This is a genomic window from Bradyrhizobium oropedii, from assembly GCF_020889685.1.
GTDB lineage: Bacteria > Pseudomonadota > Alphaproteobacteria > Rhizobiales > Xanthobacteraceae > Bradyrhizobium > Bradyrhizobium oropedii.
The window spans coordinates 1-19,727 of the sequence record NZ_JACMYO010000115.1; the positions used below are offsets into that span (position 1 = coordinate 1).

At 64.0% G+C, this 19,727-nt stretch carries 15 protein-coding genes; 3 read left to right on the forward strand and 12 right to left on the reverse strand.

The window, feature by feature from the left end; all coding sequences use genetic code 11:
• From H8A95_RS27520 to H8A95_RS27560, 9 genes are all read right to left on the reverse strand, one after another.
• Window positions 1–312, reverse strand: a 312-nt coding sequence (locus tag H8A95_RS27520; protein ID WP_338027969.1) for a biotin/lipoyl-containing protein, incomplete at its 3' end; no start/stop codon positions are given.
• 173 nt (window positions 313–485) lie between these two features.
• Window positions 486–3,446, reverse strand: coding sequence for a 2-oxoglutarate dehydrogenase E1 component (locus H8A95_RS27525; RefSeq protein WP_229186061.1), 2,961 nt, complete (start codon window positions 3,444–3,446; stop codon window positions 486–488).
• Window positions 3,447–3,704: 258 nt separating this feature from the next.
• Complete coding sequence (sucD, locus tag H8A95_RS27530) at window positions 3,705–4,586, reverse strand: succinate--CoA ligase subunit alpha (RefSeq protein ID WP_163150788.1); 882 nt, start codon at window positions 4,584–4,586, stop codon at window positions 3,705–3,707.
• A 36-nt stretch (window positions 4,587–4,622) separates the two neighbouring features.
• Complete coding sequence (locus H8A95_RS27535) at window positions 4,623–5,099, reverse strand: DUF1579 family protein (protein ID WP_229186062.1); 477 nt, start codon at window positions 5,097–5,099, stop codon at window positions 4,623–4,625.
• A 2-nt stretch (window positions 5,100–5,101) separates the two neighbouring features.
• On the reverse strand, window positions 5,102–6,298 hold the full coding sequence (sucC, locus tag H8A95_RS27540) for an ADP-forming succinate--CoA ligase subunit beta (RefSeq protein ID WP_229186063.1): 1,197 nt from the start codon (window positions 6,296–6,298) through the stop codon (window positions 5,102–5,104).
• A gap of 159 nt (window positions 6,299–6,457) precedes the next feature.
• Window positions 6,458–7,426 carry a malate dehydrogenase gene (gene mdh, locus H8A95_RS27545; RefSeq protein WP_163150794.1) on the reverse strand — a complete coding sequence of 323 codons (969 nt, stop codon included), beginning with the start codon at window positions 7,424–7,426 and terminating at the stop codon, window positions 6,458–6,460.
• A 222-nt stretch (window positions 7,427–7,648) separates the two neighbouring features.
• The gene (gene zapE / locus H8A95_RS27550; protein WP_229186064.1) at window positions 7,649–8,836 is read right to left on the reverse strand and encodes a cell division protein ZapE; all 1,188 of its coding nucleotides are present in this window, start codon (window positions 8,834–8,836) and stop codon (window positions 7,649–7,651) included.
• Window positions 8,837–8,987: 151 nt separating this feature from the next.
• Window positions 8,988–9,524: an RNA 2',3'-cyclic phosphodiesterase gene (gene thpR / locus H8A95_RS27555; protein ID WP_229186065.1), complete on the reverse strand. Its 537-nt coding sequence runs from the start codon at window positions 9,522–9,524 to the stop codon at window positions 8,988–8,990.
• A gap of 166 nt (window positions 9,525–9,690) precedes the next feature.
• On the reverse strand, window positions 9,691–10,362 hold the full coding sequence (locus tag H8A95_RS27560; protein WP_420839464.1) for an arylesterase: 672 nt from the start codon (window positions 10,360–10,362) through the stop codon (window positions 9,691–9,693).
• A gap of 55 nt (window positions 10,363–10,417) precedes the next feature.
• Here H8A95_RS27560 and H8A95_RS27565 point away from each other — a divergent pair, with 55 nt between their 5' ends.
• From H8A95_RS27565 to H8A95_RS27575, 3 genes are all read left to right on the forward strand, one after another.
• A complete protein-coding gene (locus H8A95_RS27565) occupies window positions 10,418–11,137 on the forward strand; it encodes an ABC transporter ATP-binding protein (RefSeq protein WP_229186066.1) in 720 nt (239 codons plus the stop codon).
• The gene (locus H8A95_RS27570; RefSeq protein WP_229186067.1) at window positions 11,134–13,719 is read left to right on the forward strand and encodes an ABC transporter permease; all 2,586 of its coding nucleotides are present in this window, start codon (window positions 11,134–11,136) and stop codon (window positions 13,717–13,719) included. The genes H8A95_RS27565 and H8A95_RS27570 overlap by 4 nt, the downstream gene beginning before the upstream one ends.
• Window positions 13,720–13,952: 233 nt before the next feature.
• The gene (locus H8A95_RS27575; RefSeq protein WP_163150805.1) at window positions 13,953–14,741 is read left to right on the forward strand and encodes a Bax inhibitor-1/YccA family protein; all 789 of its coding nucleotides are present in this window, start codon (window positions 13,953–13,955) and stop codon (window positions 14,739–14,741) included.
• Window positions 14,742–14,961: 220 nt separating this feature from the next.
• Here the strand turns inward: H8A95_RS27575 and H8A95_RS27580 are convergent, their stop codons facing one another.
• The 3 genes from H8A95_RS27580 to acnA all read right to left on the reverse strand — a co-directional run bounded on the left by H8A95_RS27580 (window position 14,962) and on the right by acnA (window position 19,694).
• Entirely contained in the window at window positions 14,962–15,333 is a 372-nt protein-coding gene (locus H8A95_RS27580) for a DUF2794 domain-containing protein (protein ID WP_163150808.1), read from the reverse strand.
• A 651-nt stretch (window positions 15,334–15,984) separates the two neighbouring features.
• Window positions 15,985–16,746 carry a DUF1223 domain-containing protein gene (locus H8A95_RS27585; protein ID WP_229186068.1) on the reverse strand — a complete coding sequence of 254 codons (762 nt, stop codon included), beginning with the start codon at window positions 16,744–16,746 and terminating at the stop codon, window positions 15,985–15,987.
• A gap of 227 nt (window positions 16,747–16,973) precedes the next feature.
• Window positions 16,974–19,694 (reverse strand): aconitate hydratase AcnA, encoded by a 2,721-nt coding sequence (gene acnA, locus H8A95_RS27590; protein WP_229186069.1) that lies wholly within the window; start codon window positions 19,692–19,694, stop codon window positions 16,974–16,976.
• Window positions 19,695–19,727: the final 33 nt, after the last annotated feature.

Here is a 19,727-nt window from a genome sequence, read left to right on the forward strand (position 1 = left end):
CGCCGCTGCGGCAGCGGCGGCGGGCGCAGCAGCAGCCTTGGCCGGAGCCGCGGCAGCAGCCGGCTTGGCCGCAACAGCGCCGTCATTGATCTGGCCGAGCAGCGCGCCGACGGCGACGGTCTCGCCATCCTTGGCGATGATCTCGCCGAGCGTGCCGGCGACCGGCGCGGGCACCTCGATGGTGACCTTGTCGGTCTCCAGCTCCACCAACGGCTCGTCCACCGCGACGGCCTCACCGGCCTTCTTGAACCAGCGGCCGATGGTGGCCTCGGTTACGGATTCGCCGAGCGTTGGAACGCGAATTTCAGTCATGGTCTTTTCCTCGATAACCTTGCGGTCGAAAAATTTATCCGGCCACCACCCGCCAAAGCGGACGACCCGGTATTCCGTGACGACAGCCATTTCGCTGAGTGACGCGGGATATCGGATGCCCCGCTCCAGTGCGCAATTGCGCACAAGGCGGGGCAGGGCTTCAGTGAAGGTCGTTAGTTCAGTGCGTCGTCGAGCAGCGCCTTGAGCTGCGCGAGATGTTTCGACATCAAGCCGGTGGCGGTCGCCGCCGATGCCGGACGGCCGGCATAGCGTGGACGCTTGTTGGCTGCGTTGACCTGGTTCAGCACCCATTCCAGATAGGGCTCGATGAAGTGCCAGGAGCCCATGTTGCGGGGCTCTTCCTGGCACCAGACCATCTCCGCGTTCTTGAAGCGGCCGAACTCCTGCACCAGCGCTTTCAGCGGCACCGGATAGAGCTGCTCGATGCGCATCAGATAGATGTCGTCGATGCCGCGCTTCTCGCGCTCCTCGTACAGGTCGTAATAGACCTTGCCGGAGCACAGCACGACGCGACGGATCTTGTCGTCCGGCACCAGCTTGATCTTCTCGTCCGGCAGCATCTGCGCGTCATCGTACAGGATGCGGTGGAAGGTGGCGTTCTTGCCGAGCTCGTCGAGCTGCGACACGGCGCGCTTGTGACGCAGCAGCGACTTCGGCGTCATCAGGATCAGCGGCTTGCGGATCTCGCGATGCAGCTGGCGCCGCAGCACGTGGAAGTAGTTCGCCGGCGTGGTCGGATTGACCACCTGCATGTTGTCCTCGGCGCACATCTGCAGATAACGCTCGAGGCGCGCGGAGGAATGCTCCGGTCCCTGGCCCTCATAGCCGTGCGGCAGCAGGCAGACGAGGCCCGACATACGCAGCCATTTGCGTTCGCCCGAGGAGATGAACTGGTCGAACACCACCTGCGCGCCGTTGGCGAAATCGCCGAACTGCGCTTCCCAGAGCGCCAGCGCATTCGGTTCGGCCAGCGAGTAGCCGTATTCGAAGCCGAGCACCGCCTCTTCCGAGAGCAGCGAGTTGATGACCTCGTAATGGCCGGTGTCTTCGCCACCGAGATGGTTGAACGGTGTGTAGCGGCTCTCGTCCTCCTGGTCGATCAGCACCGAATGGCGCTGCGAGAAGGTGCCGCGCTCGGAATCCTGGCCGGACAGGCGCACATGATGGCCTTCCTGCAGCAGCGTGCAGAACGCCAGTGCCTCGCCGGTCGCCCAATCGATCCCGACCCCGCTATCGATCGCCTTGGCGCGATTGTCGAGGAAGCGCTGGATGGTGCGGTGGACGCGGAAGCCGTCCGGGACATTGGTGATCTTGCGGCCGATGTCCTTGAGCACGGCGACATCGACGCCGGTGACGCCACGGCGCGCATCTTCTTCCTGATCGGCCGACTTGAACCCGGCCCATTTGCCGTCGAGCCAGTCGGCCTTGTTCGGCTTGTAGCCCGAGCCGGCTTCGAGCTCGGCATCGAGCCGCGCGCGCCAGTCGGCCTTGGCCTTCTCGACCTCGCCGTCGGTCAGCACGCCGTCGGCGACCAGCCGCTTGGCGTAGATCTCCAGCGTGGTCGGATGCGCGGCGATCTTCTTGTACATCACCGGCTGGGTGAACGCCGGCTCGTCGCCCTCGTTGTGACCGTGGCGCCGGTAGCAGAACATGTCGATGACGACCGGCTTGTGGAATTTCTGCCGGAACTCGATCGCGACCTTGGCCGCGAACACCACCGCCTCCGGATCGTCGCCGTTCACGTGGAAGATCGGCGCATCGATCATCTTCGCGACGTCCGACGGATAGGGCGACGAGCGCGAGTAGCGCGGATAGGTGGTGAAGCCGATCTGGTTGTTGACGATGAAGTGCAGCGAGCCGCCGGTGCGGTAGCCCTTCAGGTCGGACAGGCTGAAGCATTCCGCCACCACGCCCTGGCCGGCGAACGCCGCGTCGCCGTGCATCAGCAGCGGCAGCACCGAGATGCGCATATCAGGCGGATCGCCGTGCTGGTCCTGCTTGGCGCGCACCTTGCCCATCACGACGGGATCGACGATCTCGAGATGCGACGGGTTCGCGGTCAGCGACAGATGGATGTTGTTGCCGTCGAACTCGCGGTCCGAGGACGCGCCGAGGTGATACTTGACGTCGCCGGAGCCTTCGACCGAGTCCGGATTGGCCGAACCACCCTTGAATTCATGAAACAGCGCGCGATGCGGCTTGCCCATCACCTGGGTCAGTACGTTGAGGCGGCCGCGATGCGGCATGCCGAACACGATTTCCTTCACGCCGAGATTGCCGCCACGCTTGATGATCTGCTCCAGCGCCGGGATCAGCGATTCGCCGCCGTCGAGACCGAAGCGCTTGGTGCCGGTGAATTTGATGTCGCAGAACTTCTCGAAGCCGTCGGCCTCGATCAGCTTGTTGAGGATCGCGCGGCGTCCCTCGGGCGTGAAGCTGATCTCCTTGTCCGGACCTTCGATGCGCTCCTGGATCCAGGCCTTCTGCGCGGCGTTGGAGATGTGCATGAACTCGACACCGAGCGTCTGGCAGTAGGTGCGTTCGCAGATCTGCACGATCTCGCGCAGCGTGCCGTATTCGAGGCCGAGCACGTGGTCGAGGAAGATCTTGCGGTCGAAGTCGGCCTCGGTGAAGCCGTAGGAGCGCGGATCGAGCTCCTCGCGGTCGCGCGGCGCCTCGATGCCGAGCGGATCGAGCTTGGCGTGGAAATGGCCGCGCATGCGATAGGCGCGGATCAGCATCAGCGCGCGAACCGAATCGCGGGTGGCCTGATGCACGTCGGCGTCGGAGAGCTCGGCGCCCTTGGCCTGCGCCTTGGCTGCGAGCTTGGTGCCGACCGCCTTCTCGACCTGGGCCCAATTGCCGTCGAGCGCCGAGGTCAGCTCGTCGCGTGGGGTGACCGGCCAGTTGGCCCTGCCCCACGAAGCGCCCTCGGCGTTCTTCTGGACGTCGGCCGGGGTGTCCTTCAGGCTCTTGAAGAAATCCTGCCATTCGGCGTCGACCGACGACGGATCCTGCTCGTAGCGGGCGTAGAGGTCGTCGATATAGGCGGCGTTGGTGCCCTGCAGGAATGAGGAGAGAGCAAAAGCGGCGTTCGCGTCTTGGCGAGACATGGAGCAGTCCTGGTGATTTTTTTCGGTTCGCGCGTAGGAGACGGCGCTGGTGCCGGTCTGGAAGTGCGCCGGCTGGATAGATACCCTTTACCCTATCTAGGTCGGATATTCCTGCCTAAAAGAACTAAGAAATGAATCAATTTTCATGTTTTATTGATTGGCGTTCTGTCGGCAAAACGCATAAAAGATGGCGGGTTCTCCTTGGAGAACCCGCCCGAAATCGCGCCAAATCTCGAAGGGAACCTCTCCTGACGGCGGTTACTTCAGCATCTCGGCGAGCGTGTGCCCGAGGCGTGCCGGGGACGGCGACACCTTGATGCCTGCGGCTTCCATCGCCGCGGTCTTCGAACCGGCATCGCCCTTGCCGCCGGAAATGATCGCGCCGGCGTGGCCCATGCGGCGGCCGGGAGGTGCGGTAACACCGGCGATGAAGCCGACCATCGGCTTCTTGCGGCCACGCTTGGCCTCGTCCTTGAGGAACTGGGCGGCGTCCTCTTCGGCCGATCCGCCGATCTCGCCGATCATGACGATCGACTTGGTCTTCTCGTCGGCCAGGAACATCTCCAGCACGTCGATGAACTCGGTGCCCTTGACCGGATCGCCGCCGATGCCGACCGCGGTGGTCTGGCCGAGGCCCTCCTGGGTGGTCTGGAACACCGCCTCATAGGTCAGGGTGCCGGAACGGGAGACGATGCCGACCGAGCCGGGCTTGAAGATATTGGCCGGCATGATGCCGATCTTGCACTCGCCGGCAGTCATCACGCCGGGGCAGTTCGGCCCGATCAGCCGCGACTTCGAGCCCGACAGCGAGCGCTTCACGCGCACCATGTCGAGCACCGGGATGCCCTCGGTGATGCAGACGATCAGCGGGATCTCCGCGTCGATCGCCTCGCAGATCGCATCTGCCGCGCCCGGCGGCGGGACATAGACCACGCTGGCGTCGGCACCGGTCTTCGCGCGCGCTTCGGCGACGGTGTCGAACACCGGGAGGTTGAGGTGCGTCGAGCCGCCTTTGCCCGGCGCCACGCCGCCGACCATCTTGGTGCCGTAAGCGATCGCCGCTTCCGAATGGAACGTGCCGTTCTTGCCGGTGAAGCCCTGGCAGATGACCTTGGTGTTCTTGTCGATCAGAATGGACATGGTTCGAGATGCTTTCGCGAGACAGCGGTGAAGGGTTTAGTGGATACGCCGGTACACGCCGGTGAGCACGTCGGCCCACCCTTCCGCGTCAGGCGAGAACTGGATTTTCATGCTGTAGGTGTTGTCGTCGACGACCTCGTACACGTGACGGGCGTTGCCGCGCAGCGAGCCGCGCACCAGGATCAGCGACTTGCCCGCCCAGCCGCCGGACGCCGGCGACGGTGGGTAGTAGCCGAGTGAATCGTGCCAGAACAATCGGTAGGCCCGATCGTCGCGGTCGTAGGTGAAGACGCCGTGAGTGGCGAAGCTCTCCTTGCCGTCGCGGGTCTGCACGCTGTCCTGGATCAAATAGAAGCCGTTGAGCGCGATGCGCGCGACGACATGGGAGGTCGCCGGACCGCCCGCGGTCCAGCGCGACGGATAGGCCATCTCTTCGCCGTTCCACTCGCCCGCGAAAACCGCGAGCTTGCGGTGTTCGTCCAGCGGTGTCGGGGCATCGAGATGATCGGCCATCGTTAGCCTCCCTTGACGGCTTTCACGATCTTCTGTGCGGCGTCATCGAGGTTGTCGGCGGGCAGAACGTTGAGACCGCTGTCGCGGATGATCTTCTTGCCCTGCTCGACATTGGTGCCTTCGAGACGCACCACCAGCGGCACCTTGAGCCCGACCTGCTTCACCGCGGCGACCACGCCCTCGGCGATCACGTCGCACTTCATGATGCCGCCGAAGATGTTGACCAGGATGCCCTTCACGCTCGGATCGGCAGTGATGATCTTGAACGCGGCCGCGACCTTCTCGACGCTGGCGCCGCCGCCGACATCGAGGAAGTTCGCCGGCTCCATGCCGTACAGCTTGATGATGTCCATCGTCGCCATCGCGAGGCCGGCGCCGTTGACCATGCAGCCGATCGTGCCGTCGAGCGCGACATAGTTGAGATCGTATTTCGAGGCCTCGATCTCCTTGGCGTCCTCCTCGGTCTCGTCGCGCAGCGCGACCACGTCCGGGTGACGGTAGAGCGCGTTGCTGTCGAACGACACCTTGGCGTCGAGCACACGGAGCTGGCCCTGCTTGGTGACGACGAGCGGATTGATCTCGAGCATCGCCATGTCCTTGGCGGCGAACGCCGTATAGAGCTGGGCCGTCAGCTTCTCGGCCTGCTTGGCGAGGTCGCCCTTCAGCTTCAGCGCCTCGGCAACGGTGCGGCCGTGATGCGGCATGATGCCGGTGGCGGGATCGACCGAGAACGAGACGATCTTTTCCGGGGCCGAATGCGCGACGTCCTCGATGTTGACGCCGCCTTCGGTCGACACCACGAAGGAAATTTCCGAGGTCTCGCGATTGACCAGGAGCGAGAGGTAGAACTCCTTGTCGATGTCGGAGCCTTCCTCGATGTAGAGGCGGTTGACCTGCTTGCCGTGCGGGCCGGTCTGCACCGTGACCAGCGTCGCGCCGAGCATCTGCTTGGCGAATTCGTCGACCTCGGCGATCGACTTGGCGATGCGGACGCCGCCCTTGTCGCCGGCCGACGCTTCCTTGAACTTGCCCTTGCCGCGACCGCCGGCATGGATCTGGCTCTTCACCACCCAGATCGGACCGGGGAGCTGCTTCGCTGCGGCGTCGGCTCCTTCCGGCTTCAGCACGACGACGCCGCGCGAGATCGGCACGCCGAATTCATGCAGCAGAGCCTTGGCCTGGTATTCGTGGATATTCATGGAAAGACGCTCCCAAACCCTCGTGCGGCGAACCTACGTCAGCCTTGACGCTGGCATACCATATACCAAAGCTCGCGCAACTACAAAATCCGCCGGAATTTCATCATCTTGCACCCGATAGGCGATTGAAATCGCCTATCGGGTCATTGCCAATTGAGATTACTTGCCGAGCAGATCGGGCGCGATCTTCTTGCAGGCATCGACCAGGCCCTGCACCGCGCCGACCGACTTGTCGAAGGCCTCACGGTCCTTGCCGGCCAGCTCGATCTCCACGATGCGCTCGACACCCTTGGAGCCGATCACGGTGGGCACGCCGACATACATGTCCTTCACGCCGTACTCGCCGTTGAGATAGGCCGCGCAGGGCAGCACGCGCTTCTTGTCCTTCAGATAGCTCTCGGCCATCTGGATCGCCGACGCCGCCGGCGCATAGAAGGCGGAGCCGGTCTTGAGCAGATTGACGATCTCGGCGCCGCCGTTGCGGGTGCGATCGACGATCTCGTCGATGCGCGCCTGCGAGGTCCAGCCCATCTTGACGAGGTCGGGCAGCGGAATGCCGGCAACGGTCGAGTAGCGGGTCAGCGGCACCATGGTGTCGCCATGGCCACCGAGCACGAAGGCGGTGACGTCCTCGACCGAGACGTTGAATTCGTCGGCCAGGAAATAGCGAAAGCGCGCGGAGTCGAGCACGCCGGCCATGCCGACCACCTTCTTGTGCGGCAGGCCCGAGGCCTTCTGCAGCGCCCACACCATCGCGTCGAGCGGGTTGGTGATGCAGATGACGAAGGCGTCGGGCGCGTATTTCTTGATGCCGGCGCCGACCTGTTCCATGACCTTGAGGTTGATCGACAGCAGATCGTCGCGGCTCATGCCGGGCTTGCGCGGCACGCCTGCGGTGACGATGCAGACCTTGGCGCCGTCGAGCGCTTCATAGGAGTTGGCGCCGACCAGGTTGGAGTCGAAGCCGTCGACCGGCGACGACTGCGCGATGTCGAGCGCCTTGCCCTGCGGCACGCCCTCGGCGATGTCGAACAGCACAACGTCTCCGAGTTCCTTGAGGCCAACGAGGTGCGCCAGCGTGCCGCCGATCTGTCCGGAGCCAATGAGTGCAATCTTGTCGCGTGCCATGGGAAATCAGTCCTTTGAACTGGATGCAGGAGGGAGGGAAGTCGGTTGCAAGGGTGGTTATCCCTTTCGAATGATCCATTCAAGTCAGGGCCTGCAAGTCGCGCCTGCCCGATTGCAGGCCCTGCCTGGAATTCGGTCAGGCATGCCAGCAACATCCGCCCTAGAGACACGAAAAGTTGCTCCGAACCGGACCGCGCGCAAGAGTGAATTTCGAGCTGAATTTCAGGTCTCGACCAGGCCGGTCGACGCGCCGCTTGCGGAGGAGTCCTTCCGGCCGTGCGGCAGCGCCAAATAGGATTCCGAACTCATTTCGATCAGGCGCGAGGACGTGCGCTTGAACTCCATCGCCTCGATGCCGTCCTCGGCAAGGTACAGCGACACCGGATCGGCCTCGGCCGAAGCCATCAGCTTCACGGCATTGTCATAGAGCGTGTCGATCAGCGAGATGAAGCGCTTGGCGGCGTTGCGCTCGGCGTAATCCATCACCGGAATGTGGTCGATCAGGATGGTGTGGTAGTCGTGCGCGAGCCTGAGGTAGTCGGAGGCGGCAAGCGGCTTCTCGCAGATGTCCATGAAGCTGAAGCGCGCGACGCCGTGCGCTGAACACGGCACGTTCAGGATGCGTCCCTTGATCGGAATGAGGCGCGCCTTGCACGGCGCATTACCGGTCATCTTGCGCCAGGCCGCGTTGAGCGCGGCATCGGCCGCGTCATCCGCCGGCACCAGCCACATCTTCACGCCGACGAGCTTCTCCAGCCGGAAGTCGGTGCGCGCGTCGAGCCGCAGCACGTCCATATGGTCGGAGATCTGCGCGATGAACGGCAGGAACAGCGCCCGATTGAGACCGCCTTTGTAGAGATCATCGGGCGCAACGTTCGAGGTCGCAACCACGACGGTACCGAGATCGAACAGTTTTGCGAACAGCCGCCCGAGGATCATCGCATCCGCGATGTCGGTGACGTGGAATTCGTCGAAGCAGAGCAGCCAGGCTTCGTCGAAGATCGCCTGCGCGGTGAGCGCGATCACGTCGCCGTCCGCGATCTCGCCGCGCGCGATCTGCTGGCGGTAGCCATAGATGCGCTCGTGCGCCTCGGCCATGAATTCGTGAAAATGCGCGCGGCGCTTGTGCTCGACCGGGCTCTGCTGGAAGAACAGGTCCATCAGCATGGTCTTGCCGCGACCGACCTCGCCATGGACGTAGAGCCCGCGCGGCGGCTTGTCGTCCTTGTCGCCGCCGAACAGCCGTCCAAGCAGGCTCTGCTTGTGCTGCGGCTTGTAGCTGGCGAGCCGTTCCTCCAGCGCGCCGAACGCTTCAGCGGCGAGCGCCTGCGCGGGATCGGCCTCGATCGCGCCGGAGGCGACCAGGGACTTGTAGTGATCGAGGAACGAATTGGGCGAGGTGGACAACATGAGCCCACCTTACGGCCCTAGTGCGCGGCAAATTGCAAGCCGTGAATTGTGCCAGTGGGGTATGCAAGCGGGCTTGCAAACGCAAACCCTTGCATACCACGGCCGACCGCACGAGCAGTGCCGGGTGCCTCAAACCGCGATCTGCGAGACCCTACGCGCAGAGGTCGTAGGAATCCTCGACCACATAGGGGCCGCCGCCTGTCGACGCGCGCGACGAGAACAGCACGAAGCGGTCCGCCGTGAAGGTGCGGCTCGGGAAGTAGCCGCGCACGGACAGATAATCCGCGACGTCCTGGCTCGAGGCGTCGTGCAAACGCGCGAGCGTGACATGCGGCGTGAATTTCCTGCCCTCGGGATCGAGCCCCATCCGCTGCATCATCCGCTCGAGCTCGGCCTGCAGTTCGATCAGCGGCCGACTGGGCTCGACGGCGGCAACCACCGCGCGCGGCTTGCGTCCACCGAAGCTCGACAGGCCCCGCAATTTGACCTCGAACGGTTTTCGGTTCACCCGAAACAGCATCGTTGCGATCTCGTTGGCCCAGAGGCCATCGATATCGCCGATGAAGCGCAGCGTGACATGATAATTTTCGGGATCGATCCAGCGTGCGCCGGGAAGGCCGCCACGCAAATTGGAAAGTGTCTGGCCGATCTCGGCCGGAATTTCCAGTCCAGTGAAGAGACGCGGCATCGCATTAATCCTCGATGCTTGGCGCGGGTTTTGGGAGCCCGCCCCTGTAACAAGCCCGGCGACGAATCACCGATGCCTATTTGTACCCGAGATATGTGACTCTGCGAAGCATGACCCGTTAACAGCTCGTAAACCTACGGGCACAACTCGGCGCGCTGCCTGCATTTCAACTGCGTTGCCCTGATAATGCGCCGAGAAATGCCTCCACCGTGGGCAGCATATTCTTGACGACGATGTCCACACCTTCCGCCGTCGGATGCATGCCGTCGGCCTGATTGAGCTTGGCATCGGCAGCCACGCCATCGAGGAAGAACGGATAGAGCGGCACGCCGAGGGACTTCGAGAGATCCGGATAGATCGCGTTGAACTTCGCTGCATACTCACTGCCATAGTTCGGTGGCGCGAGCATGCCGCACAAGAGCACGGCGATCTTGCGCGCCTGCAACTTTGTGATGATCTCGGAGAGCGCGGTACGCGTGACCGCGGGATCGATGCCGCGCAACGCATCGTTGGCGCCGAGCTCGACGATCACGGCGTCAGTTCCGTCAGCCACCGACCAGTCGAGCCGCTCACGGCCCCCTGAGGCGGTATCACCGGATACCCCGGCATTGGTCATACTGACCTTTATCCCCTTGGTTTCCAAGGCTTTTTGTAGCCGGACCGGAAATGCCGCCGCGGCCGGAAGGCCGTAACCGGCGCTCAGGGAATCGCCCAGAACCACCATCTTGATCGGCTTTACAGAACCTTGCGCCGGGCCGTTCTCAGGTCCCTTGTCCACACTTGGCGTCTGCGCACTCGCCGCCGTCATCAAGCCCATAAGCAACACGAGTATGTGCACGAAGATTCTCAACCGGCCCTCGACCGCAACCGCGGAAGTGCCATATGACCGAACCATGGACAGTCTCATCGCATCCTCTTCACTGACCGACGTCGAGCCGGACACCATTGCCGTCAAGAACGTCAATCTATCGCTCGGCACCGGCGCGGCACGGGTTCATATCCTCAAAGATATCAGCCTTCGTGTGGCAGCGGGTGAGGCCATCGGCCTGATCGGCCCGTCGGGTTCGGGCAAGTCGACCTTGCTGATGGTGATGGCGGGGCTTGAACGTCCTGACAGTGGAGAAGTGGTCGTCGGCGGCACGTCGTTCAATGCCCTCGACGAAGATGCGCTGGCGCGCTTTCGCGGCCGCCAGGTCGGCATCGTCTTCCAGTCCTTCCATCTGATCCCGACCATGACGGCGCTGGAGAATGTCGCGGTGCCGCTCGAGCTCGCCGGTAGTCCCGATGCGGCTGCGCGCGCCGCGCAGGAGCTGCAATCGGTCGGGCTCGGCGAACGCCTGCATCACTATCCGACGCAGCTTTCCGGCGGCGAGCAGCAGCGCGTCGCGATCGCGCGTGCGCTCGCGCCCGATCCAGCGATCTTGGTTGCCGACGAGCCGACCGGAAATCTCGACGAGACGACGGGCAAGCAGATCGTCGACCTGCTGTTCACCAAGCACGCCGAGCGCGGCATGACGCTGGTGCTGGTGACGCATGATCTCGCGCTTGCGCAGCGCTGCGACCGCGTCGTACGGCTGCGCTCCGGCCGCATCGACGGACAATCCCCCACATGAGCATTGCGTCCGAAGTCGCGGTGCAGGGCCGCGCGTCGTCGCTTGCCTTCCGCTACGCGCTACGCGAACTGCGCGGCGGCCTGCGCGGCTTCTATGTGTTCATCGCCTGCATCGCGCTCGGCGTGATGGCGATTGCCGGCGTCGGCTCGGTCGCCGCGAGCCTTGGCGACGGTCTGTCGCGTGAGGGGCGCACGCTGCTCGGCGGCGACGTCGCGTTCTCGCTGATCTCGCGCGAAGCCAAGCCCGACGAGGTCGCCTATCTGCGCACCCGTGGCGAGGTTTCGGTCGCGGCCACGCTCCGTGCGATGGCGCGCAGCGGTGACGGTAAGCTGGCGCTGGTCGAGCTCAAGGCGGTCGACGGCAAATATCCGATGCTCGGCGAGCTGACGCTCGAGCCGAGCCTGCCGATCGCCGACCTGCTCGCCGAACGCGACGGCGTTTTTGGCGCGGCTGCCGACTCGACCCTGCTGGCGCGGCTCGACCTCAAGCTCGGCGACCGCGTCACCATCGGCAGTGCGACCTACCAGATCCGCAGCGTCGTGGCGGCAGAGCCCGACAAGCTCGCCGGCGGCGTCGGCCTCGGCCCGCGCTTCCTGATCAGTGAATCCAGCCTGCGCGCCACCGACCTTTTGCAGCCCGGCAGCCTGGTGCGCTGGATCTACCGGGTGAAGCTGCCCGACGGCGCCAACGACGACCGCGCCACCACCGCGCTGATCGACGGCGCGCGGGCTGCTGCGCCGGAGGCGGGCTGGGAGGTCCGCAGCCGCAGCAACGCCTCGCCGCAGCTTGAGCGCACCATCAGCCGCTTCACCCAGTTCCTGACCCTGGTCGGCCTCGCCGCGCTGCTGGTCGGCGGCGTCGGCGTCGCCAACGCGGTGAAGAGCCATATCGACCGGCGCCGCGACGTCATCGCCTCGTTCAAGGCGCTCGGCGCCACCGGCCGCGACGTCTTCACGATCTACTGCACGCAAGTGGTGGTGCTGGCGGGGATCGGTTCGGTGATCGGGCTCGCGCTCGGCGCCGCACTGCCCTTCGTCATCGTCGGCCTGTTCGGCAAGCTGCTGCCGCTGCCGGTGGTGCCTGCCCTGCATCCCGACGAGCTCGCGCTCTCCTTCCTCTACGGACAGCTCACCGCGCTGGCGTTCGGGCTGTGGCCGCTCGGTCGGGTCCATGACGTGCCGGTGGCGGCGCTGTTCCGCGAGACCGTCACCAGCGAGTGGCACCGCCCGCGCTGGAGCTATCTCGCGCTGATGGCCGTGGTGATCGCGCTCCTGATCGGTGTCGCGATCGGGCTTGCCTACGACAAGCGCGTGGCTGCCGTATTCGTCGTCTCATCGATCGCGGTGTTTCTGCTGCTGCGCGGAATCGCCGAGATCCTGATGGCGGTGGCGCGCCGGCTGCCGCGCAGCCGCATCACCATGCTGCGGCTGGCCATCGCCAACATCCACCGGCCGGGCGCGCTGACGCCGTCGGTCGTGTTGTCGCTGGGGCTCGGGCTCGCGGTGCTGGTCACCATCACCCAGATCGACGGCAATCTGCGCCGGCAATTTTTGGCCGCGCTGCCGGATCGGGCGCCGTCGTTCTTCTTCATCGACATCCCCTCCACCGAAGCCGACCGCTTTGCCGCCTTCCTGGGCCAGATCGCGTCCGGCTCGACCGTCGAGGACGTGCCGATGCTGCGCGGGCGCATCGTCGCCGCGCGCGGCGTCAAGGCCGACCAGCTCAAGCCCAATGTCGATTCGGAATGGGTGCTGCAGAGCGACCGCGGCCTCACCTACACCGGCGAAATCCCCAAGGGCTCGAAGATCGTCGAGGGCGAATGGTGGGGACCGGACTACAGCGGACCGCCGCTGGTCTCGATGGAGAAGAAGATCGCCGACGGGCTCGGTCTGAAGATCGGCGACGAGATCGTGGTCAATGTGCTCGGCCGCGACGTGCCGGCGAAGATCGCCAATCTGCGCAACATCGACTGGCAGGGCCTCGGCATCAACTTCGTGCTGGTGTTCTCGCCGAATGCCTTCAAGGGCGCGCCGCACAGCCATGTCGCGACCCTCACGGAACCGCATGCAAGCTCAACCCAAGCGAGCTCTAAAGATGACGCGCGCATCATCAAGCAGGTCGCCGACGCGTTTCCGATGGTGACCAGCGTGCGGGTCCGCGAGGCGCTGGAGACCATCGGCAGCGTCGTCAGCAACCTCGTGCTGGCGATCCGCGGTGCCAGCGCCGTGACCCTGATCTCGGCGATCCTGGTGCTGGGCGGTGCACTTGCGGCCGGACACCGCCACCGCGTCTACGATGCCGTGATCCTCAAGACGCTCGGCGCCACGCGGGTGCGACTGCTCGGCGCCTACGCGCTGGAGTATCTGATGATCGGTTTTGCAACCGCCATATTCGGGGTGATCGCCGGTTCGGTCGCGGCCTGGCTGATCGTGACGCGGCTGATGACGCTGAGTTTCATCTGGCAGGCCGGCAGCGCCGCGCTCGTCGTGGTCGCCGCACTGATCGTCACGGTTGGACTTGGGCTGGCCGGAACGCTGCTGGCGCTGAACCAGAAACCGGCCTCGGTACTGCGGAATTTGTGACAATTTGTAGCGGCGGCGGCGCCGTTTTGCCTATAAATGCTAGGCTAGAGCGACATTCGGCCGCGCGTGGAAGCTTGCGTCGGATGTGTTAATTTCCCACATACCAATCAGGTCGGATGGTCGGCCGAATGACACGGAATTAATGTTCCGCAAACCGAGCCATCTGAGATAGATTTACGACCGGCGCCGCAAATCCCTTGCGCTCCACCGGGACCAACCACGGGAATTCGACCATGTCGGACCTAGACCGCAATTACGCTTCTCCTTTCGGCCGGGCCGCCGGGCGCATTGACGCTGCGGCCGTCGACGCCGGTCTGCGCGCCTACATGCTGCGCATCTACAACTACATGAGCATCGGCCTCGCTATCACCGGCCTGGCCGCGCTCGGCGTCTACATGGCGGCCGTGGCCGATCCGGCTACTGCCGTCGCTCACTTTGGCAAGGTGCCCCTGACGCAATTCGGCGTCGCGATGTTCGTGAGCCCGCTGAAGTGGCTGTTCATCCTCGCGCCCCTGGCGATGGTGTTCGTCATCTCGGCCGGCATCAACCGCCTGCAGCCCGCGACCGCCCAGATGTTGTTCTGGGTGTTCTCCGCGCTGATGGGTGTGTCACTGTCGTCGATCTTCCTGGTGTACACGCACACCTCGATCGTGCGCGTGTTCTTCATCACCGCGGCGACGTTCGGTGCGCTGAGCCTCTACGGCTACACCACCAAGCGTGACATGAGCGGCATGGGCTCGTTCCTGTTCATGGGCCTGATCGGCATCATCATCGCGAGCCTGGTCAACCTGTTCCTGGCGAGTTCGGCGCTGCAGTTCATCGTGTCGGTGGTCGGCGTGCTGGTGTTCGCGGGCCTCACCGCCTGGGACACCCAGCGGCTGAAGAACGACTACATCTACGGCTACGCCTCGCAGGGCGGCGTGATGGCAGAGCGTGCGGCGATCACTGGTGCGCTGTCGCTCTATCTGAACTTCATCAACCTGTTCACGCTGCTCCTGCAGCTGCTCGGCCAGCGCGACTAAGCGCCGCGAGCGAGAGCAGATCGATCCGAGCCCCGGCCATGCGGCCGGGGCTTTTCTTTTGCGCGGAGCAGAATGTGGCGTAGCCCAGATGGAGCGCAACGCAATCCGGGGGAAATCTATCAGTGATTTCGGCAGCCCCGGATTTCGCGGAGCCTGTCATCGGGCGCGCGTTCGCGCGACCGGTTGGCTGCATCCGGGCTACGGCAGTCGAACCAGGCGCCTACACCACCGACAGCTTGCGGTCGATCGCGAACAGCACGCGTTCGAGTTCGTGGCCGCGGCGCAGGATCAGGCCGGTCGCCGAAATCACGCTGTACATCCCCTGCTTGCGCGCCAGCCGGGGATCCTTCTCGATCCGGTAGATCGGCACTTCGGACGCGCGCCGGAACACCGAGAACACGGCGCGGTCTTTCAGGAAATCGATTGCATAGTCGCGCCATTCGCCATCGGCGACCATGCGGCCGTAGAGATTGAGAATGCGGTTGAGCTCAAGTCGATTGAATGTCACGCAATTGGACTGTGGGGTCGCGGCGACGGGACGCGCCGCGGCGCGATTCCCGCTCGGATCAGTGTCCTCCGAGATCAAACTCATCGAGCGCCTCCTGTCATCTCGGCGACGATCGGGTTCCGAAGGCCCCACTTCGGCATCGTCACGAGAGTGACATGATTGCGCTAAGCGAGGGGGCCTGCAAGGGGCCATTCGCAACGCAAACAACCCTTAACCACGGTCAGCCGCGGCGGATTGTCCGGAAAACCGCAGAGTCACGGGAACGTTAGCGGAATCATATTGCTGCCCCACTTCCGCCCATCGCCTGCCCCGCTGCCCTGCGAAAAGATAATCCTGCGTTGGCCCGGTCCTTTCGGTTCCGGATTCCTCAGCCCCCAGCCCCCCGGGGCCGTCGGGATCGGGCCTGTTCGCAGGGGAGTTAAATCCCAACACTGGGCCAACGAAAGTTGGTCCTTTTTGTTTTGGGGACCCTGCTCGATCCCGCGCGGTCGAGATGCCCACGCCGAGCCCCGGCGAGCCCCGGCGCGTTCCTTTCAGCACAACATTGGATGCACGTTTGTTGCCGGGCCAGGCGGCGGCACGACATGCGTGCGGCCCAACGACGCGACGGATGCAGGCTAACGCATGATCCGGAAAAGTGCGAAGCGGTTTTCCGAAAAGATTATGCGCAAACAAAAGGCTAAAGCGCGATGACGATTCAACCCAATCTCATCGCGCTTTAGCGCAGTAAACGCGCTAGCGAAGCGAGGTGAAGGCCGCGCCGAGCATCGGGCCCGGCTTGTCGCGATTGCCGTCCTGGACGTACACCGCCGCGGCATCGACGCCGTCGCGCGTGATGTTCTCCAGCGGTACGGTCCAGCTTCCGGACGAACCGTTCCAGTCACCGACCTTGAGCAGATTGCGCACCACGTTGTGGTAGGTGATCTCGTGGCCGCGGTTCTCGCCACGCGCGATCGAGATCGGCACCGACTTCGAGATCGAGCAGATCCAGACTTCGCCGCGCGACACTGCGGGCGATTTCGATGCGGCGACCGACACGTTGATCTGCTTGCCGGTCAGCGTCATCGTCACCGGCACCGACATCACGCTGCCGCTCTTCTCAGTGTCCTTGATCGCGCTCTCGATGCTGGCGCGGTCGCTGCCGATCACATGCGCGGAGCCGTTGATGACGGCCTGCGGCGTGTAGACGTCGCGATCGCCGCGCATATGCGAATAGGCTTTCTGGCGCGCGCTGAAGCGGGAATCGGCCAGCGTGTCCTTCCAGCCGAGATAGTCCCAATAGTCGATCGGCATGCTCAGCGCGATGACGTTGGGGTCCTTCGCGAGCTCACCGATGATCTTGTCCGCAGGCGGACAGGACGAGCATCCCTGCGAGGTGAAGAGTTCGACGACAGCACGCGGATCGGCGTGAGCGGGGCGGATGATTGCGACGATCGCGCAGATACCGAGCGCGCTGGACCATCGCGAGATAGAATTATAGGCCATCATCGCTGTCATACTGCGAACCAGTCGTGATGATTTCTATCCGTAATTGTACGGAGCATGAAGTTTGTCCCTGAACTTGCGTGCCCCAAAACGCGAGAAAGCGGCCTTTTCATAGGCCGCCTTCTTTTTAGCCGCTACTCACTAAGCAGTGAGGCACCGATCACAAATCCGCGTTAGAGCACGGTCCCTCGCAACAGACGCGAGGCGTTTGCGCGGAGACCATGCTCAAACAAAGGGCCTTAGGCCGCGAGTTTGCGCAGCACGTAATGCAGGATGCCGCCGTTGCGATAGTAATCGAGCTCGTCCAGCGTATCGATGCGGCAGAGCAGCGGAACATCCCGCTTGCCGCCGTCGGCGGAGACGATCTCGGCGGTCAGCGTCTGGCGCGGCTTCAAATCGCCCTGCAGCCCGCGGATCGTGACCTTCTCGTCGCCCTTGAGGCCGAGCGAGGACAACGAGGTGCCGTCCTGGAAGGTGAGCGGAAGCACACCCATGCCGACCAGGTTGGAGCGGTGGATGCGCTCGAAGCTCTGGCAGATCACCGCGCGCACGCCAAGCAGGCGGGTGCCCTTCGCAGCCCAGTCGCGCGACGAGCCGTTGCCGTATTCGGCGCCGGCGAACACCACCAGCGGCACGCCCTCGGCCTGATACTTCATCGCGGCGTCGTAGATCGACATCTGCTCGCCGTCGGGCCAGTGCTTGGTCAGACCGCCCTCCGGAATATTGCCGTCGGCACCCTTCAGCATGAAGTTCTTGATGCGGATGTTGGCGAAGGTGCCGCGCATCATGACTTCATGGTTGCCGCGCCGCGTGCCGTACTGGTTGAAGTCGGCGGGGCGCACCTGGTGCTCGCTGAGGAACTTGCCGGCGGGCGAGGTCAGCTTGATCGAACCGGCCGGCGAGATGTGGTCGGTGGTGATCTTGTCGCCGAACATCGCGAGGATCCGCGCGTCGATCACGTCGGTGACCGGCTCCGGCTGCTTCTTCATGCCTTCGAAATAGGGCGGGTTCTGCACATAGGTCGAGCTCATGTTCCAGCGATAGGTCTCGCTTTCCGTGGTCTTGATCTTGCGCCAGTTGGTGTCGCCCTTGAACACGTCGGCGTACTTCTTCTTGAAGATCGTCGCGGTGACGTACTTCTTCATGAAGGCGTTGATCTCCTTGGTGGTCGGCCAGATGTCCTTGAGGAACACCGGCTTGCCGTCCTTGCTGATGCCGATCGGCTCGACTGCGAGATCCTTGGTCACGGTGCCGGCAAGCGCATGCGCGACCACCAGCGGCGGCGAGGCGAGGTAGTTCGCCTGCACGTCCGGCGAGACGCGGCCTTCGAAGTTGCGGTTGCCCGACAGCACGGCGGCGGCGACGATGCCGTTCTCGTTGATCGACTTCGAGATGTCTTCCGGCAGCGGGCCGGAATTGCCGATGCAGGTCGTGCAGCCGAAGCCGACCAGGTTGAAGCCGACCTTGTCGAGATCGGCCTGCAGGCCGGAATTGGCGAGATACTCCGCCACCACCTGGCTGCCCGGCGCGAGCGAGGTCTTCACCCACGGCTTGGCCTTCAGGCCCTTGGCAGCCGCCTTGCGCGCCAGCAGGCCGGCTCCGATCAGCACGCTGGGATTCGAGGTGTTGGTGCAGGAGGTGATCGCGGCGATCACGACGTCGCCATGGCCGAGATCGAAGTTGCGGCCTTCGACCGCGAAGCGCTTCGTCTCACCCTCGGGCTTCTTGTACTCGCCGACCAGTGCGGTCGCGAACCCGGTCGACACCGCCGGCAGCGCGATGCGGCCTTCGGGACGCTTCGGTCCGGCCATCGACGGCACGACGTCGGCGAGGTCGAGCGTCAGCGTGGTGGTGAACACCGGATCGGCCGACTTGGCGGTGCGGAACAGGCCCTGCGCCTTGGCATAGGCCTGCACCAGCTTGACGCGATCGGCCTTGCGGCCCGAGGTCTTCAGATAATCGATGGTCGCGGCATCGACCGGGAAGAAGCCGCAGGTCGCGCCATATTCGGGCGCCATGTTGCCGATGGTCGCCTTGTCCGCGACCGACAGGAAGTCGAGGCCGGGGCCGAAGAACTCGACGAACTTGCCGACCACGCCGAGCTTGCGCAGCATCTGGGTGACTGTCAGCACGAGGTCGGTCGCGGTGACGCCCTCCTTAAGCTGGCCCTTGAGCTTGAAGCCGACCACCTCAGGCAGCAGCATCGACAGCGGCTGGCCGAGCATGCAGGCTTCCGCCTCGATGCCGCCGACGCCCCAGCCGAGCACGGCGAGGCCGTTGACCATCGTGGTGTGCGAGTCGGTGCCGACCAGCGAGTCGGGATAGGCGACCTCGAAGGTGCCGGTCTTCTTGCCGACCGTCATCTTCTCCTTCTTGGTCCAGACCGTCTGCGCGAGATATTCGAGATTGACCTGGTGGCAGATGCCGGTGCCGGGCGGCACCACCGAGAAGTTCGAGAACGCCTTCTGGCCCCACTTGAGGAACTCGTAGCGCTCCTGGTTCTGCTTGTATTCCTCGATGACGTTCTTGCCGAACGCCTTGTTGTCACCGAAGAAGTTGACGATGACAGAGTGGTCGATGACGAGATCGACCGGCACCAGCGGATTGATCTTCTCGGCATCGCCGCCGAGGTTCTGCATCGCGTTGCGCATCGCGGCGAGATCGACCACCGCCGGAACGCCGGTGAAGTCCTGCATCAGGACGCGCGCCGGGCGGAACGCGATTTCGTGCTCGAGCTGGCGCTTCTTCAGCCACTTCGACACCGCAACGATGTCTTCCTTCTTGACGGTGCGGCCGTCCTCGTTGCGGAGCAGGTTCTCGAGCAGAACCTTCATCGAATACGGCAGCTTCGAAATGCCCTTCAGTCCGTTCTTCTCTGCCAGGGGCAGGCTGTAATAGACGTAGGACTTGGCGCCGACCTTCATGGTCTTGCGGCATTTGAAGCTGTCGAGCGAGGTCATGCGAGGGATCCCAATTTTCAGTTATACCCGGCA

Bases quoted from the DNA above. Each gene is read 5' to 3' on its own strand.
- H8A95_RS27525 (WP_229186061.1), bottom strand. From the start codon at position 3,446: ATGTCTCGCCAAGACGCGAACGCCGCTTTTGCTCTCTCCTCATTCCTG.
- sucD (WP_163150788.1), bottom strand. From the start codon at position 4,586: ATGTCCATTCTGATCGACAAGAACACCAAGGTCATCTGCCAGGGCTTC.
- H8A95_RS27535 (WP_229186062.1), bottom strand. From the start codon at position 5,099: ATGGCCGATCATCTCGATGCCCCGACACCGCTGGACGAACACCGCAAG.
- sucC (WP_229186063.1), bottom strand. From the start codon at position 6,298: ATGAATATCCACGAATACCAGGCCAAGGCTCTGCTGCATGAATTCGGC.
- mdh (WP_163150794.1), bottom strand. From the start codon at position 7,426: ATGGCACGCGACAAGATTGCACTCATTGGCTCCGGACAGATCGGCGGC.
- zapE (WP_229186064.1), bottom strand. From the start codon at position 8,836: ATGTTGTCCACCTCGCCCAATTCGTTCCTCGATCACTACAAGTCCCTG.
- thpR (WP_229186065.1), bottom strand. From the start codon at position 9,524: ATGCCGCGTCTCTTCACTGGACTGGAAATTCCGGCCGAGATCGGCCAG.
- H8A95_RS27565 (WP_229186066.1), top strand. From the start codon at position 10,418: ATGGACAGTCTCATCGCATCCTCTTCACTGACCGACGTCGAGCCGGAC.
- H8A95_RS27570 (WP_229186067.1), top strand. From the start codon at position 11,134: ATGAGCATTGCGTCCGAAGTCGCGGTGCAGGGCCGCGCGTCGTCGCTT.
- H8A95_RS27575 (WP_163150805.1), top strand. From the start codon at position 13,953: ATGTCGGACCTAGACCGCAATTACGCTTCTCCTTTCGGCCGGGCCGCC.
- H8A95_RS27580 (WP_163150808.1), bottom strand. From the start codon at position 15,333: ATGAGTTTGATCTCGGAGGACACTGATCCGAGCGGGAATCGCGCCGCG.
- H8A95_RS27585 (WP_229186068.1), bottom strand. From the start codon at position 16,746: ATGACAGCGATGATGGCCTATAATTCTATCTCGCGATGGTCCAGCGCG.
- acnA (WP_229186069.1), bottom strand. From the start codon at position 19,694: ATGACCTCGCTCGACAGCTTCAAATGCCGCAAGACCATGAAGGTCGGC.